The 15,748-nt window shown below is 65.3% G+C and carries 17 protein-coding genes; 8 read left to right on the forward strand and 9 right to left on the reverse strand.

Translation table 11 applies throughout. From position 1 onward, the window contains the following. The first annotated feature begins 56 nt into the window (after nt 1-56). On the forward strand, nt 57-839 hold the full coding sequence (locus ABIE56_RS20825; protein WP_429245721.1) for a glutaminyl-peptide cyclotransferase: 783 nt from the start codon (nt 57-59) through the stop codon (nt 837-839). Nucleotides 840-927: 88 nt separating this feature from the next. On the opposite strand, the gene ABIE56_RS20830 is transcribed toward ABIE56_RS20825, so the two are convergent. Beyond that, entirely contained in the window at nt 928-1,782 is an 855-nt protein-coding gene (locus tag ABIE56_RS20830) for a PfkB family carbohydrate kinase (protein ID WP_429245722.1), read from the reverse strand. A 3-nt stretch (nt 1,783-1,785) separates the two neighbouring features. Further along, nucleotides 1,786-3,090: a NupC/NupG family nucleoside CNT transporter gene (locus tag ABIE56_RS20835; protein ID WP_429245723.1), complete on the reverse strand. Its 1,305-nt coding sequence runs from the start codon at nt 3,088-3,090 to the stop codon at nt 1,786-1,788. A 160-nt stretch (nt 3,091-3,250) separates the two neighbouring features. Between ABIE56_RS20835 and ABIE56_RS20840 the strand changes: the two genes are divergently transcribed. Beyond that, complete coding sequence (locus ABIE56_RS20840) at nt 3,251-3,883, forward strand: homoserine/threonine efflux transporter (protein WP_429245724.1); 633 nt, start codon at nt 3,251-3,253, stop codon at nt 3,881-3,883. On the opposite strand, the gene ABIE56_RS20845 is transcribed toward ABIE56_RS20840, so the two are convergent. From ABIE56_RS20845 to ABIE56_RS20855, 3 genes are all read right to left on the reverse strand, one after another. After that, nucleotides 3,880-4,329, reverse strand: coding sequence for a MarR family winged helix-turn-helix transcriptional regulator (locus ABIE56_RS20845; RefSeq protein WP_429245725.1), 450 nt, complete (start codon nt 4,327-4,329; stop codon nt 3,880-3,882). The genes ABIE56_RS20840 and ABIE56_RS20845 overlap by 4 nt on opposite strands. A 132-nt stretch (nt 4,330-4,461) precedes the next feature. Further along, nucleotides 4,462-5,211, reverse strand: a complete 750-nt coding sequence (locus ABIE56_RS20850) for a helix-turn-helix domain-containing protein (RefSeq protein WP_429245726.1) — start codon at nt 5,209-5,211, stop codon at nt 4,462-4,464. Nucleotides 5,212-5,361: 150 nt separating this feature from the next. Further along, nucleotides 5,362-7,017 (reverse strand): alpha-amylase family protein, encoded by a 1,656-nt coding sequence (locus ABIE56_RS20855; protein ID WP_429245727.1) that lies wholly within the window; start codon nt 7,015-7,017, stop codon nt 5,362-5,364. Between the two features lie 117 nt (nt 7,018-7,134). Here ABIE56_RS20855 and ABIE56_RS20860 point away from each other — a divergent pair, with 117 nt between their 5' ends. After that, a complete protein-coding gene (locus ABIE56_RS20860) occupies nt 7,135-8,712 on the forward strand; it encodes an alpha-amylase family glycosyl hydrolase (RefSeq protein WP_429245728.1) in 1,578 nt (525 codons plus the stop codon). Here ABIE56_RS20860 and ABIE56_RS20865 read toward each other — a convergent pair. The 4 genes from ABIE56_RS20865 to ABIE56_RS20880 all read right to left on the reverse strand — a co-directional run bounded on the left by ABIE56_RS20865 (nt 8,690) and on the right by ABIE56_RS20880 (nt 10,903). Beyond that, a complete protein-coding gene (locus tag ABIE56_RS20865; RefSeq protein WP_429245729.1) occupies nt 8,690-8,866 on the reverse strand; it encodes a hypothetical protein in 177 nt (58 codons plus the stop codon). The genes ABIE56_RS20860 and ABIE56_RS20865 overlap by 23 nt on opposite strands. A gap of 8 nt (nt 8,867-8,874) precedes the next feature. After that, the gene (locus ABIE56_RS20870) at nt 8,875-9,828 is read right to left on the reverse strand and encodes a hypothetical protein (RefSeq protein ID WP_429245730.1); all 954 of its coding nucleotides are present in this window, start codon (nt 9,826-9,828) and stop codon (nt 8,875-8,877) included. Nucleotides 9,829-9,870: 42 nt separating this feature from the next. After that, the gene (locus ABIE56_RS20875; RefSeq protein WP_429245731.1) at nt 9,871-10,185 is read right to left on the reverse strand and encodes a hypothetical protein; all 315 of its coding nucleotides are present in this window, start codon (nt 10,183-10,185) and stop codon (nt 9,871-9,873) included. A gap of 130 nt (nt 10,186-10,315) precedes the next feature. Then, a complete protein-coding gene (locus ABIE56_RS20880; protein ID WP_429245732.1) occupies nt 10,316-10,903 on the reverse strand; it encodes a helix-turn-helix transcriptional regulator in 588 nt (195 codons plus the stop codon). A 255-nt stretch (nt 10,904-11,158) separates the two neighbouring features. On the opposite strand from ABIE56_RS20880, the gene ABIE56_RS20885 reads away from it, so the two are divergent. The 5 genes from ABIE56_RS20885 (at nt 11,159) to ABIE56_RS20905 (ending at nt 15,597) form a co-directional block, all read left to right on the forward strand. Continuing rightward, a complete protein-coding gene (locus tag ABIE56_RS20885) occupies nt 11,159-13,102 on the forward strand; it encodes a PAS domain-containing sensor histidine kinase (protein WP_429245733.1) in 1,944 nt (647 codons plus the stop codon). Then, on the forward strand, nt 13,099-13,734 hold the full coding sequence (locus tag ABIE56_RS20890) for a response regulator transcription factor (protein WP_429245734.1): 636 nt from the start codon (nt 13,099-13,101) through the stop codon (nt 13,732-13,734). Before ABIE56_RS20885 ends, ABIE56_RS20890 begins: the two co-directional genes overlap by 4 nt. A 100-nt stretch (nt 13,735-13,834) precedes the next feature. Next, nucleotides 13,835-14,206, forward strand: a complete 372-nt coding sequence (locus ABIE56_RS20895) for a response regulator transcription factor (protein ID WP_429245735.1) — start codon at nt 13,835-13,837, stop codon at nt 14,204-14,206. A gap of 36 nt (nt 14,207-14,242) precedes the next feature. Beyond that, nucleotides 14,243-15,016, forward strand: coding sequence for a YdcF family protein (locus tag ABIE56_RS20900; protein ID WP_429245736.1), 774 nt, complete (start codon nt 14,243-14,245; stop codon nt 15,014-15,016). A 59-nt stretch (nt 15,017-15,075) separates the two neighbouring features. Continuing rightward, nucleotides 15,076-15,597, forward strand: a complete 522-nt coding sequence (locus tag ABIE56_RS20905) for a hypothetical protein (protein ID WP_429245737.1) — start codon at nt 15,076-15,078, stop codon at nt 15,595-15,597. Nucleotides 15,598-15,748 lie beyond the last annotated feature (151 nt).

The raw sequence follows: 15,748 nt of genomic DNA on the forward strand, positions 1-15,748 counted from the left end.
GACGTTTGCCTCACCCTCCATCGCGCGCAAGCGCGCTCCCACACCACGGCTGTCGAATGCGAACGATCCTGAAACCGCTACATCTTGCGATGCTCGCCACCGTCGCAGCGGCCACCACGCTCCCGGCCTGCGCGAAAGACACCACCCCGGTGCGCGGGTATACGGTCGTCCATCGCTACCCGCACGATCCCAAAGCCTTCACCGAAGGCCTGTTCTACGACGACGGCTACCTCTACGAAGCCACCGGCGAATACGACGGCGCCGGCGTGCGCAAGGTGCGTCTGGAGACGGGCGAGATCGTGCAGCAGCGCGACGTACCCACCGGCTATTTCGGCGAAGGCATCATCTTTGCCGGTCCCTACCTGTTGCAACTCACCTGGCAGCAGGGCGTGGGCTTCCTCTACGACCGCAGCACCTTCGAACTGAAGGGCACGCTCCATTACCCCGGCGAAGGCTGGGCGCTCACGCGCGATGCCAAACACCTTTATATGAGCGATGGCACGCCGGTGATCCGCGTGCTCGATCCGGATACGTTCCAGCCTACGAGCACCATCACGGTCACCGACCACGGTGAGCCCGTGCAGCAGGTCAATGAACTGGAGTGGGTGAAGGGCGTGATCTACGCCAACGTGTGGCAAACCAGCCGCATCGCCCGCATCGATCCGAAGACCGGCCACGTGATCGACTGGATCGACCTGGCCCCGTTGGTCGCGCAGCAGCACGTGGGTAACGACCCGGATGCCGTGCTCAACGGCATCGCTTACGACGAACAACACGATCGCCTGTTCGTTACCGGCAAGCGCTGGGCGAACCTTTACGAGATCAAGATCAAACCCTGACCTGCCATCGCAATGCCCCAGCCCCTGTAGGAGCGCGCTTGCGCGCGATAGGGGCTCGCCGTAAACCGAATCGCGCGCAAGCGCGCTCCTACACGGAGCGGTCGCAGGCGGCGGTCAGGGCGTCGCGGAAACTGCCGGGCATGGTCAGGCGCGCGGCCAGCGTGCCCTTGAACGCATCGCCGTGGCCGCAGGAAGGGACACGGTACACATCCGCATGATCGTCGTGCCGGTCGGCACCGTGCGAGACCAGGCAGCTCTTGTCGAGCGAAACGACCACCGTGCCGGCGCAGAGGCGGCGGGCGAGTGCGTTGATCGTGGTGTCATCCATGCCGGTCACCGCCTGCGCTGTGATCTCAATCGAGAGAAACCGGCCGCAGGCCTGGGCAAACTCATGCAGACCGAGCAGCAGCACATCGGTACTGGCGAACTCGCGTACGGATAAACGCGGCGGCAGCGGGCCTGGATCCAGGATGCGCAGCATGCGGCGGGCGCCGGCAAACTCCAGGGCGGCGGCGATCGTATCGATATTGGCTTCCGCCGAAGCGAGCAATACCGAGGCGTCATCGAACATATCGCCCTGCGCGGCGACGAACGCCGCATCGAGGTGATCGTTGGCACCGGAGGAGAGCACGGCCAGCGTCTGGCCGCGCGAATCCTCGAACAGGCCGGAACGGCCTGTTCGTATGCCGGAGACGACCTGCCAGCGCGCATCGACCAGGGGCGGGAGCCCGGAGGGATCGATGACATCGTCGCCGATGGCGGCGATCAGGCCGACACCGGCGTCGGAGTGCGCGGCGGCGACCGCCTGGTGGAACGCCTTGCCTCCCGGCCGGCGTTCGAAGTTCTCAGCGTGGACCGGTTCACCGGGGCGAGGAAGGCGCGGCACGCGCCAGCGCTCTTCCTCGCTGTATCCGCCAACGACCAGCAGGCGGATGCCGGCCATGGATCAGAAGCGCTCGAGCACGCCGGCGATGGTGGCCGTCATGAACGTAGCGATGGAGCCACCGAGCACGGCGCGCAGGCCCAGGCGGGCCAGGTCGGCGCGGCGGTTCGGGGCCAGGCCGCCGATACCGCCAATCTGGATCGCGATCGACGAGAAGTTGGCGAAGCCGCACAGCGCGTACGTCGCGATAAGGCGGCTTTCCGGCAGCAGGTCGGGCAGGTGCTTGGCCAGGTCGGCGTAAGCGACGAACTCGTTGATGACGACCTTTTCGCCGATGAAGCTGCCGACCAGGTTGGCGTCATGCCAGGGCACGCCGATCAGCCAGGCGATCGGGGAGAGGACCCAGCCGAAGATGGTCTCGAGGCTGAAGGCCACCGGGTGGCCGGCGTTAGCCGAGAGCCAGGCGTTGATGCTGTGATCGCCGCCAATCGTACCCACCCACTGCACCGGGCCGTTGATCAGGGCGATGAGCGCGATGAAGGCCAGCAGCATGGCGCCGACGTTCAGCGCGAGCTTGAGGCCGTCGCCGGCACCGGTCGCGGCCGCATCGATCACATTGGCGGTGGTCTTCTCGACCTCGATCTTCACCGTGCCGCGGGTGAGCGGTTCCTGGGTCTCGGGGACCAGGATCTTGGCCAGCACCATCGTGGCCGGGGCGGCCATGACCGAGGCGGTAAGCAGGTGCTTGGCGTAGAACATGCGCGAGGCCGGATCGTCGCCGCCGAGCATGGCTACGTACGCCGCCATTACGGAACCGGCGATGTGCGCCATGCCGCCGATCATGACGGTCATGAGCTCGGCCTGGGTCATCCGCTCGATGTACGGCTTGATGGTGAGCGGTGCCTCGGTCTGGCCGATAAACACGCTGGCGCAGACGCTGGTGGTTTCCGCGCCGGACACGCGCATGACCTTGGTGATCACCCAGGCCATGCCCTTCACGATCTGCTGCATCACACCCAGGTGGTACAGCACGCCGGTGAGCGCGGCAAAGAAGATGATGGTGGGCAGCACCTTCACGGCGAAGATGACGCCAAACTTATTCGTATCGAGCAGGCTGCCGAAGATGAAGCGCGAGCCCACTTCCACGTAATCGAGCAGGCGCACGAAGCCAGTGGCGATGGCATCGAACACATCGCGGCCCAGCGGCACCTTCAGCACGACGGCGGCGAACGCGATCTGCAGCGCGATACCGGTGGCGACCAGTTTCCAGTCTACCGAGCGCTTGTTGTTGGAGAAGCAGAACGCGATGCCCACGAGCACCGCCAAACCGAACAGGCCAAACAGAACGTGGCCCAGCAGACCCAGCATCGTGACGTACCCCTTCAAAGGCCGGGGGTAGCCCCGTGACCGCTTAAAAAACGGGAGGTTACGGGACGGGGGACGTGGGGGCAAGGCGCGCTGCGAAAAAATCGTGAAATTCGGGCGCCGGGGATCGCGCGCAGGCGCGCTCCTACATAAGCTAGGGGTTATGGAACATATCTTTCTTACGCTGGCCGTGGTCCAGCTCGTGGCCCTGGTCACCCCGGGCCCGGATTTCTTCTTCGTCAGCCAGCTGGCGGCGAGCCGTTCCCGGCGGGAGGCCGCTGCCGGGGTGGTGGGCATCGCGCTGGGCGTGGCGGTGTGGGCCGCCCTGGCCTTGCTGGGGCTGCAGTTGCTCCTGCACCGGCTGGCCTGGCTGGAGCGCGGCATTGCCATCGCCGGTGGGGCATACCTGTGCTGGATGGGCCTGCAGATGCTGCGTGCCTCGTGGAAGGCGAAGCCGGATGCCAGCGTGCCGACGGTCGACGTCCGCGATTCGAGCCCGGCCAAGGCGCTGCTGCGCGGGCTGCTGACCAACCTGGCCAACCCCAAGGCGGCGATCTATTTCGCCTCGATCTTCTCCGCCTTCATCGGCGAGGGCGTGACGGCCGGGGCCCGCTGGGGCCTGTGGGCCATGGTCACGCTGGAAACGGCATTGTGGTTCGGCGTGGTGGCAGCCATCTTCGCGCTGCCGGCCATGCGCCGCGGCTACGTGCGGGCCAGCCGCTGGATCGATGGCGGGGCCGGGGCAATCTTTACCCTGTTCGGCCTGCACCTGATCCTGGGCCGCCGCGCCGTCTAATCGCGGTCCAGGTTCTTGCTGACCTGGGCCAGGCTTTCCGCAAGCACCAGCAGGTGCGGGGCGCCCACGCCCTCCAGTGCGGTACGGGCCACATCGGCGATGAGGGCGCGCACTCGCTCCGCCATGCGCTTGCCAGCGGGGGTCAGCCCGATATCCACCAGCCGGCGGTCTGCTTCGTTGCGGGTGCGCTTCATCAGCCCACGTTCGATGCCCGCGTCGACCGCGTGGGTTACCGTGCTGGCGTTTACGCCGCACGTGGCGGCCAGCTCGGTCGAGATCATGCTGCCATGCGCGGCCAGGAGCAGCAGCATGTCGCCCTGCAGGGCGGTAATGCCGAACTCGCGCTGGGCACGCCGACCCACGGCATCGCGCAGGCGCGAGCCAGCCAGCATAAGGTCCCTGCCCAGGTGCAGGGTCGCGGCGGGTGTGGTGGTGTCGCCGCTCATTGGGTTGCGGTTTCCGCGCTCATCGGGTGGGTCCTGCCGCGATAATATGGCGGCCATCATACGCAGGCTGCGCCCAGAGGGAATTGACTGAAACCGGGTGTCTTTGCAAATAACCGGCTGCGCTTGGAATTTTTACTCCGCCGCGCGCCGCCAGGCGCCGGGCGGCATGCCCACCAGGCGGGTGAATACCCGGGTGAAGTGGCTCTGCTCGGCGAAGCCGCAGGCCAGGGCGATGTCCGCCAGCGACAGTTCCGTGGTTTGCAGCAGCTCCCTGGCCCGGTCTATCCGCCGGTCCAGCAGCCAGCGGTGGGGTGGCTTGCCCAGGCTGCGCCGGAAGGCGCGCGAAAAATGGTTGACCGAGAGGCCGCAGGCGTCCGCCACGTCGGAGACGGGGAAGCTTTGGTCAAGCCGCTGCTCCATGAAGGCCAGGGCACGGCGCTCCTGCCAGTTGGCCAGGCCGCCGCGTACCGCGCCGGTGTCCTCACGGGAGGCGGCCGGCACGATCGCCCGTAGTGCCATGGCCACGTGGGCCATCAGCGGGGCGTTGGGCGCTTCGGTGCGCAGCGTATCGAACAGCACCTGCGCCAGGCTGCGTACGGCCGGCGGGTGCACGATATCGGTATGGGTCAGCGCGCGGCGGAACAGGATCGCCCCCGCGCCCGGATCGGCCGCGCCCACGGTCCGGTAAACCAGCAGCAGGTCGTTATCCACGCCATCGTCCGGGCCCAGCACAATCTCGGTCAGGGCCAGGCGATCGCGCAGGGCCTGCACCTGGATGCCCTCGGAGGGCCGGTCGAGCGCAGCCGAGCGCTGCGCAAGGTCGATGACCAGCGTGGGCGTTTGCGGGATTCTGACGGGACAGGCTGTCTCGGCGCGGTACATGGCCGACCCTCTCCATATCGGATGAGGATCGAAGCATTGCGCACGCAAGGATCTGCGACTACCCCCTAAAGGGGTATAGGCGATGTGAAATGTGCAACCGATTGCATTTTGCCTCGGACAATTCGCACCCGTCATCAAATTACTCAAATTTCAGGCCCGATCCACCTCTTTCCTGCGCAGGATGTAGCCAAGGCCGCCCTCGCGGAACCAGCGGTAACCGTAGGGTTCGAGCATGATCCGGTGATGCCCGCGCCCATCGGGCTGGCTGTGATCGTCCGACAATACGTTGGTGAGCGACAGGCCAAGTGCGAAGTCCACCTCCACCGGTGCATCGGCAAGGTTGTGCAGGAAAACCACGGCGTTGCCACGCCATGTATAGCGGACCATCAGCACCGCGTTGTCATCCAGGGGCAATACCTCGAAGTCACCCCAGGGGACCTCCAGGATTTCCTTGCGCATGCGGATCACGCGCTCCATCCAGTTCAATAGTGAGCCGGGATCCCGCCGCTGGTCGGCCACATTGACGTGCGGGCATCCAGAGGGCCCCTCCGTAATGACCGGCACCGCGGCACGCGTTGCATCGGTAAAGCCGCCCAGGGGCTCCGTGGACCATTGCATGGCGGTGCGCGCGCACTCGCGCTCGGCAAGGCTGAGGTCATCGCCCATGCCTATCTCATCGCCATAGCGCAGCACGGGCGTACCCGGCAGCGTGAGCATCAGGCTGTACGCCAGCTCCAGCCGGCGGCGATCGTTGCGCAACATGGGTGCGAGGCGGCGACGGATCCCGCGATCGTAGAGCTGCATATCCTTGTCGGGGCCGAACTCGGCGAAGACCCGCTCGCGCTGCCGTGCGGTCAGCCGCCCCAGGTCGAGTTCATCGTGGTTGCGCAGGAATAGCGCCCACTGCCCGGTGGCCGGGCGCGGCTTCGTCTTTTCCAGGGCGCTGGCGAGGGGGCGCACATCGGATGATGCCAGGCCGTAGAACAGCGCCTGGTTCACCTGGAAGTTGAACATCATCTGCAGGCGGTCGCCGTCCTCACCGAAGTACTCCAGGTCATCCTTCGGTAATACGTTGGCCTCGGCCAGGATGATCGCATCGCCTTGCCGCCACTGCAGCAGTTCGCGAAACGAGCGCAGCATGTCGAACTGCTCCCGGGGCTTACGAACACTTGCGCCCTTGGTCGCGATGACGAAGGGAACGGCATCCATGCGAAAGCCGGAGACGCCCAGCTGGGTCCAGAAGCCCATGATCTTCAGGATCTCGGCCTGCACGTACGGGTTTGAGGTATCCAGATCGGGCTGGAAATCGTAGAAGCGGTGGAAATACCAGGCCTTTGCGCGCTTCTCGTAACTCCACGTGCTTTTCTGCACGCCGGGGAACACCATGCCTTCGTCGGCATTCGCAGGCCGCGTCTTCGACCACACATACCAGTCGCGATACTTTGATGACGGATCGCGACAGGCTTCACGGAACCAGGGGTGTTGGTCCGAGGTATGGTTCACGACAAGGTCAATCAGTACACGCATACCGCGCTGCCGGGCAGCGTGGGTGAACTCGACAAAATCGCCCAGCGTGCCAAAGCGCGGATCCACGTTGTAGTAATCGGAGATGTCATAGCCGCCATCGCGCCCGGGCGAGGATTGGAACGGCATGAGCCATACGGCGGTTACGCCCAGCCCTTGCAGGTAATCCAGGCGGCGCCCAAGTCCCTGGAAATCCCCGGTGCCATCGCCGTTGGAATCCTGGAACGTGGCGACGGAAAGGCAATAGATGACAGCGTTCTTGTACCAGAGGTCGTTGATCATGACGGCAGCCGGCGCAGGGGAAAGGCGAGCCTACGCGCCGCCGTGTGAAGGCATTTCCTACACACGGCAACGGCGAGGCTCCGGGGGTGGCGTGGCAGGGAACAGCGAGGAGGCGGCGTGAGCGAGCGTGTGTGGTGGCGCGATGGCGTGGTGTACCAGGTGTATCCCCGCTCGTTTGCCGATGCCAACGGCGACGGTATCGGCGATCTGCAAGGCATCCGCTGCAAGCTGCCCTACCTGGTGGGCCTGGGTGTCGATGCATTGTGGATATCGCCGATCTACCCATCCCCCATGGCCGATTTCGGCTACGACGTCAGCGATTACCGCGGGATCGATCCACTGTTTGGCGACATCGAGGCGATGGATGCGCTGATCGCGGATGCCCACGCCATGGGCTTGAAGGTGATCCTCGATTTCGTCCCCAACCACAGCTCCGACGAACACCCGTGGTTCCGCGAAAGCCGGCGCTCGCGCACCAGTGCGTTCCGCGACTGGTACATCTGGCGCGATCCCGCGCCGGATGGCGGGCCGCCGAACAACTGGCTGGCGAACTTCGGCGGCAGTGCATGGGCCTTCGACCAGGGCACGGGGCAGTATTACCTGCACCTGTTCCTGGACAAACAGCCCGACCTGAACTGGCGCAACCCCGTGGTGCGCGAGGCCATGTACGAGGCCATGCGTTTCTGGTTGCGCCGCGGGGTAGATGGGTTCCGCGTGGATGTGCTCTACCACGTGATGAAGGATGCGGCATTTCGCGATAACCCGCCGAACCCCGATTACCGTGAGGGCATTGATGCCAGCGCCAACCGTTTCCTGCCCGAGCATACCGCCGACCTGCCTGAGGTGCAGGGCGTGGTCGCCGCCATGCGCGCCGTCGTCGATGAGTTTCCCGATCGCGTCCTGATCGGGGAGCTCTATCTACCGCTGGACCGGATCGTGGCTTACTACGGTGAGCACCTCGACGGCGCCAACCTTCCGTTCAACTTCCTGTTGATTGGTGCGCCGTGGGAGGCCCGTTTCATCGGTGGCCTGGTGGAACGTTACGAGGCCGCGCTGCCAAAGGGCGGTTGGCCCAATTGGGTGTTGGGCAACCACGATAAGCCACGCATCGCATCGCGCGTTGGCGATGCGCAGGCACGTGTGGCCGCCGTGCTGTTGCTGACCTTGCGCGGCACGCCCACGCTGTACTACGGCGACGAAATCGGCATGCACGACGTGCCCATTCCAGCCGCCCAGGCACGCGACCCCTTCGAACGCAACGAACCGGGCAAGGGGCTGGGGCGGGATCCCCAGCGAACGCCTATGCGCTGGTATCCGCGCGAGGGCGCCGGGTTTACCCGTGGCACGCCGTGGCTCCCCATAGGTGACCATGTCGACACGATCAATGTTGATTCACAGGAGCGTGATCCGGCATCGCTTCTGTCGCTCTACCGTGGCCTGCTGTCGTTGCGCAGGGAGCATCCGGCGCTGAGCCGGGGCGGGATCACCGTGCTGGGCTGCAACGACGCGGTCCTTGTCTACGCCCGGTGCGACGAAGGGCAGCGATTCATCGTTGCGTTGAACTTCTCCGCAGCGGAAGCCACGTCGCACGTGCCGCTGCAGGGGGACCTGGTGCTTTCCACGTACGCGGGGGAGGGCGGCGTGGCGCTTCGCGCCAACGAGGCACGGATCCTCAGAGTACCCAGCGCAGGATAGCCGCGAGGACGATCACCACGACGACGAACAGCACGATGTGCCGGGTATACGCGCCACCGGAAACGCCACCGTCGTAGCTGGCATCGTCGAATTCATGCGATGCATCGCGCGGATGGCGGATGAACGGCAGGCGCAGGCGTCGTTTACGGGGCATGGGGGTTATCAGTGCTCAGCGATGGTGATGCGCGACGTGCTTTTCAGTTCCTCGAGGATATCGGGGCTGCGCACATCGATATGGTCGAGATTATCCACGTAGAAGCGCACGAACGGCTTGTCGGCATCTTTCGGCATCCATGGCTTCGCCCACACGAACACGACGCAGTAGCCATCGTGGTTGGCGATGAGGTTGTCTAGCCGTGCACGCAACAGCTTGCGCACCGGGTACGCCTCGATGTCTTTGCTTGCAAGCGTCATGGTCGGCTTAAGCAATTCATCGCCGTGACGGAATGGCCGGGTGAAGCGCAGGTAGTACCCGCCGTCCTTCGTGGCGCGTAGCGAGGCCGTGCCCCACCACACGGCACGTGTTTGCAGGTGGTCGGCGGCCTTCTGCCGGTACACGTTACGGAACAGCGCTTCGTACGTCGTGGTTTCACCGCCGATCGTGACGGGAGCCTCGGCCAGGTCTTTGTCGCGGCGGTGCTCCAGGAACTTCTGGACGAGCGAAGAAAGGCGATAAAAGTGGCTTGGCTTGGGCGGCGCGGGCTTGTGTAGGAGCGCGCTTGCGCGCGATGGGCCCGCCGTCGCGCCGCCCTGTTGGCTTTTCGCGCGCAAGCGCGCGCCTACAGGAGCAACGCTTCCCACCGCATGGAAATGGTTCGCCGGCCGCTCGGCCTCGAAGATGTCAGGACCTTTATCTTTCTTCGGGGTGCCGTGGCCGTGCATGACCTCGCAGGTGGGGGCGTGGTCTTCGAGCCGGAACGAGCGGAAATACGGGCGGATGAGCAGGGTCTGCTCGGGCTTTTTAAGGCAGGCGCAGGTGAGCTGCGCCTGGCAGCCGGTACCCGCGCAATGGAAATGCGGTTCCTCGCCGAGCAGCTCGGCCCAATAGAGCTCATAGGCTCGTTCGGCGCTGAGTTTTTCGTCGCTATCGGGGAGCAGGGCTTCTTCGATGGACACGGGCGGCGCCTTGCGGGGTTGGCCGCAGGATATCGCACCCGCTCAGAAGGCGCCGAAACCCCGTGGTTGTTCCAGGCCAAGGTCCTCGCGAACGCGGCGCAGGAAATCGAGCACATCGGTGTAGCGGCCCATCGCTACCAGTGTTTCAGCGGTGTGGCGGCCAAGCGTGGCGATGGGCTCATCGCGATACCACGCAATGCGCGCGGATTCATCGGGTTCGATGCGGGATGCTTCGCGCAATACCTGCCAGGCATGCGCTTTGCTCGGGGGCGCCGGGGCGGCGGAACGGAATGCGATGATCGGGGCGTACGACATACGGATGACCTCGACACGGCGACCGCCTGGGGTGGCGGCCACACAAGACCTCGATAGCAAACTGCCTGTATTCCCTGTCTCGGTCCTTTCACCGGAAAGGGTAGGCACCGGCGCGTCCCCTAGCGTGTGCCGGAAGGCACGGCGCGCACAGCGTTTTTCGGTTAGCGCTAACTCAAACTTCCTGCCATTGCGAACGACGCCAGTGGCTGGGGCTCTGCCCCACCAGGCGGCGGAACAGGTTGCACAGATGGGCCTGGTCGGAAAGCCCGCATGCCAGTGCGATCTGGCTGAGCGGCTCCCGGGTCTGCAGCATGAGCTGCTGGGCACGCTCCACCCGCTTGCGCATGATGAAGGCATGCGGCGGCTCGCCGAACGTGTCCTTGAAGGCGCGGCAGAAGTAGCTGCTGGAAAGGCCGGCCAGCGTGGAGAGGTGATCGATCGTGATGGGGAAGCCCAGGTTCTCGTCGACATGGGCTGCCACGCGCCGGGCCTGCCACGGTGCAAGGCCAGCGCCGACACGGCGCCGCGCCACGACCGGCGCTGGCGCGGGTGCCACTTCAGCCTGTTCCAGCAGGGCGGCGACCCGGGCCACGCAGGCGCGGGTGGTAGCCAGATCGGTTTCCACCGCCGTCAGGGCCTGCTCCAGCAGGCGTGCCACGGTCGGCTCATCCTGGGGCGCGGTTACCGCGAACGTGTTCAGGGCATGCATGGCCTCGGCCGTGGGGCCGGGCGTGGCATAAGCGTTCGATTCGTAGCGCATGATCAGCTCCACATCAGGGGTGGGGACATGGGCACGGCGCCCATGCTTGCAGCCTATGCGCGATGGGGGTGTGGGCTGAATTCTACGTTGGGCTCTGGGGGCCCATACCTAAGGATGATTTGGAGCATTGACACCTTTCTTGTAACCGTCGTGCCGTAACGGTCAAAAACCATCACCGGCGTGCAAGACTGCCATGACGGGTTTAGACACGATTCTGGCCGAATCTGTATAAGCATGCCCACGCGCGAGCCACCGATGCCACCAACGACACCCTTTAGCCACGCGCCAGCCGGGACCCTGATCGGGCCACGTCGTGGCGCGTCCAGCTGGCTGTCGACCGCGGGCACATTGCTTGCCGTGGCGGTATTCATCGTGGATACCTTCACGCCGTTGCAGGGCGCGGTGGCCGTGGTCTACCTGGTGGTGGTGCTGCTGGTTGCCGCCGCTGGCAGCCGTGCCGCCATCATGGGAGCCGTCGCCGGTTGCAGCCTGCTTACCGTTGCCTCCTATGTGCGTGGGCACGGCTGGCCCGAGCCCGATGCCGCCCTGCTGCGCTGTGTCGTCAGCCTTTCCGCCATCGTCGTCACCGGGGTGCTATCGCTGCGCGCCCGTGAACGCATGGCCACGATCATCCGCCAGGCCAGCCTTATCAACCTCACCCACGATTCGATTTACGTGCGCGATACCGACGACGTGATCGTGGAGTGGAATGGCGGCGCCGAGGCCTTGTATGGCTGGACAGCGCGCGAGGCGGTGGGGCGCCGGGCGAGCGAACTGCTGGCCACGGCCTTCGCCGGTAACCGTGCTGACATGGATGCCCAGCTATTTTCTGAGGGGCGCTGGGAAGGTGAGCTGATCCAGCAGCACCGCGATGGCCGTATCGTGCTGGTCGAGGCGCGTTGCGCGTTGCTGCGCGACGCGGCGGGGCGCGCCCAGCTGATTCTCGAGGCAGGCACGGACATTACCGCACGCCGCGCCGCCGATGCCGCGTTGGCCGAAAGCGAACGGCGCTATCGCGCGATTTTCGAAAGCGCACGGTTTTCGTTCTGGGAAGAGGATTACACCCTGGTGATGGAGCGCATCGCCGTGCTGCGCGGGCAAGGTGTGGTGGATCTGGCCGCGTATATGGCCAAGCACCCCTCGTTCGTTCGCGACGCGTGTTCGCTCACCATGGTGACCGATGTGAATGCGGCGACGGTGCGCCTGCTGGGCGCGCAACGCCGGGAAGAACTGCTTGGCCCGCTCGACCGTTTCCTGCCCGGCAGCGATCGCACGTTTGCCCAGGTGCTGCTCACGGTATTCGAGGGCACCGGCAACGCCGAGGGCGAGACCAGCCTGGTGAACCTCAAGGGCGAACGGCTGAATGTCCTGTTCGCACTGAGCATGCCGCTGGGGGCGTCACGGTACGACCGCGTACTGGTCAGCGTGGTGGATATCACCGATCGCAAGCGTGCCGAACATGCGCTGATGGCCATGCAGGCCGAGCTGGCGCAGGCGGCCCGGGTCACGGTGCTTGGCGAGATGAGCGCCACCATCGCCCACGAAGTGAACCAGCCCCTGGCTGCCATCGTCACCCACGGCGAGGCGGCGTTGCGCTGGCTACGTCGCGACCAGCCTGACCTGGGTGAGGCATGCGATGGCATCGAACGGCTCGTGCGCGATGCACGGCGGGCCAGCGATGTGGTGAACCGCGTGCGCAGTGTGGCGAGCAAGGAGCCGCGCCAACATGTGCGCTTTGACCTCCGCGCCCTCGCGGATGAATGCGCCCTGCTGCTTGATGGCGAAATGGCTCGCCACCGCGTGGGCCTGATCATCGATATCGACCGCGAGGCGCCCATGCCGAGGGGGGACCGCGTCCAGTTGCAGCAGGTGGTCGTGAACCTGATGGGCAACGCCATCCGCGCCATGGGCAGTGTGCCGGGGCGGCGCGAGCTGACCCTCCGGGCCCGCCAGGCGCAAAACGACACCTTGCTGATCGAAGTAGAAGACACGGGCACCGGGATTCCGGACGACATCGCGGCCAACCTGTTCGATGCCTTCGTGACGAGCCGCGGCGGCGGCATGGGGATGGGGCTTGCCATCTGCCGCTCCACCGTGGAATCTCATGGCGGGCGCCTTTGGGCGACCAATCGCCCTGAGGGGGGAGCGACCTTCCAGTTCACGCTGCCGGTAACGGTGGCCGAGGAGGCCCGCGCATGAATCGTCCGATGCCCGCCGTTGCCCAGGCACCGATCGTCTGCGTCGTCGATGACGACCAGGCCGTGCGTGAGGCGTTGGGCTCGTTGTTCCGCTCCGTGGGCCTCTCCGTGGCCACGTTTGGCAGCACCTCCGATTTCCTGGCCCGTGAAAACTCCGGTGCCCCCGGTTGCCTGGTGCTCGATGTAAGGCTGCCCGGGGTAAGCGGGCTGGATTTCCAGGCCCAGCTTTCGGGCATGGATAACAGCCTGCCGGTGGTCTTCATGACCGGACATGGCGACATTCCCATGTCAGTGCGGGCCATGAAGGCGGGGGCGCTGGATTTCCTGGCCAAGCCGTTCCGCGACCAGGACATGCTCGACGCGGTGGCGGCTGCGATCGAACGCGATGCGGCCAGCCGCCGGGATGCCGATGCCTTGTCCACGGTACGCACGGCCTACGCCTCGCTCACCCCGCGCGAGCGCGAGGTGATGCGGCACGTGACGGCCGGATTGATGAACAAACAGGTCGGGGCGCTTCTCGGCCTCTCTGAGATTACGGTGAAAATCCACCGCGGCAACGTTATGCGCAAGATGGGCGTGCGTTCACTGGCCGATCTGGTGCGCCAGGCCGAGGCGTTGGGCGCCCAGGCCTGAATGGGAACCGGCACCGCACACCTCCGTATGATTCCCATCGCCGGAGCGCGGGCGCACTGTAAGTCCACGCCGAAAGACGCGCGTGAAGAGGATTCCAGGTTTGGCCGCGAACAGGATTGTGGCGATCGTTGACGATGACGACGCGGTGCGCCAGGCCACCGTGAGCCTGGTCAGGTCGCTAGGACACGAAGCACGGGGGTTCGCCTCCGCCGAAGACTATCTCCGCCCCGGTAGCGACGAGGGGGTCGATTGCCTCGTTACCGACGTGCATATGCCGGGTATGGACGGTACCGACCTGCAGCGGCGCCTGCTCGCCCGCGGCCGTACCTATCCCATCGTGTTTGTCTCGGGTTTTCTTGACGAGACCGTGCGCGATAGCGTCATGGCCGCCGGTGCCTTCTGTTACCTGGGCAAACCTTTTGCCGGCGATGCCCTGGTGACATGCCTGGAGCGCGCGCTGGCCGTGCGGTAGCGTCGTTTTCATCGGGGTCTGATACGCTCCGGCACCATGATACTGAGCCTGTTCCTCATCCTGCTGCTCATCGCCGGCCTGTGTGGCTGGCGCCGCCGCCGCCGTGCCGGGGGCGTCTTCGCCCTGCTGGCATTCGCCTGGTTGTTTATCGCCGGGTGCGGCCCGCTAACCGATGCGTTGCTCGACAACCTGCAATCGGGGTTCTCGCCCGATGTCACGCATTGGGGCCAACGCAATGCCATTATCCTGCTGGGCGCAGGCACCGTACGCGCCGGTTCCGGTAGCGTCGAGCCGAGCCTGTACGCCGATGGCCGTATCCTGCGCAGCGCCGAGCTTTACCGCAGCTGCAAAGCCACCGGCGCCGACTGCAAGGTGGAAGTGAGCGGCGGCGATGCCATGCACAACGGGCATGCCGAGGCCGATACTTATGCCATCACGCTGGATCGGCTGGGGGTTCCACGCGAGGACATGATCCTGGAATCGCGCAGCATGAACACGTTCCAGAACGCCCAGAACAGCAAGCCGCTGCTGGATGCCTACCGCGCCGACAAGATCGTGCTGGTGTCCTCGGCCATCCACCTGAAGCGCGCATCGTTGTACTTCGCGCATTTTGGTATCCGCGCAGAGGCGGTGCGTGGCGACTACGTGCGCGCCCGCTACGATTGGCTCCCGGGCACGGAAAACCTTTTCTTCGCGGACTTTGCGTTGCATGAATACGTGGGGGTGTGGCGTTACCACTTCTACAACATGATGGGCTGGAACGTGCCCAAGGTTCCTGAAGAAAACGTGACCACGCAGACACATAGCTAACATTTGGCCCTTTATGCTGGCGCACCGTCCAGCCACGGACCGCACCCAAGGAGATGCCCGTGAAGTCTCGTTACATCCTCGCCGCGCTGCTGGCTACCGCCTCGATCGTTCCCGCCGCTTTCGCCCAGCAGGCTGCGGCACCTGCCGCGCCCGCCGCCAACCCGGCATCGCAGATCCCGGCATCGGATCGCGCCGCTATCCAGAACTACAACCTCAACGACGATGTGTTCAAGCGCCTGGTCGCGGTATCGAAGGAAGCGAAGGCGCAGGGCATCAAGCCCAAGGATGCGCAGACCGATTTCTCGAAGATCCACTCCCTGGATGACCTGGCGAAGACCGTGACGGATTCGGATCCGCGCATCGGGCCGCTGATCCAGAAGAACGGGTTTACCCCGCGCGACTTCATGCTCGCCAACCTGGCACTGACCAATGCGGCCATCGCTTCGGAGGCGAAGAACAACCCGCAGATGGCGCAGTACGTGGACCAGTCCAAGGTAAACCAGAAGAACGTCGCGTTCTACGAATCGCACAAGGCTCAGATCAACCAGCTGATGGCCGAAGACGATTCGGCCCCGCAGTAAAATAAGCAAATGTAGGAGCGGGGGGGGGGGGGGGGGGGGTTTGGGGGGGGCCCCCCCCCGCCCCCCCCCCCCCCCCCCACCAAGCCCGGGGGGGCGTGGTCGGGTTTCACTGATGGTTGGGCGAGGCCGCCGGGTGGGGCCGAGAGGGAGG

Source organism: Luteibacter sp. 621 (assembly GCF_050435445.1).
Taxonomy (GTDB): domain Bacteria; phylum Pseudomonadota; class Gammaproteobacteria; order Xanthomonadales; family Rhodanobacteraceae; genus Luteibacter.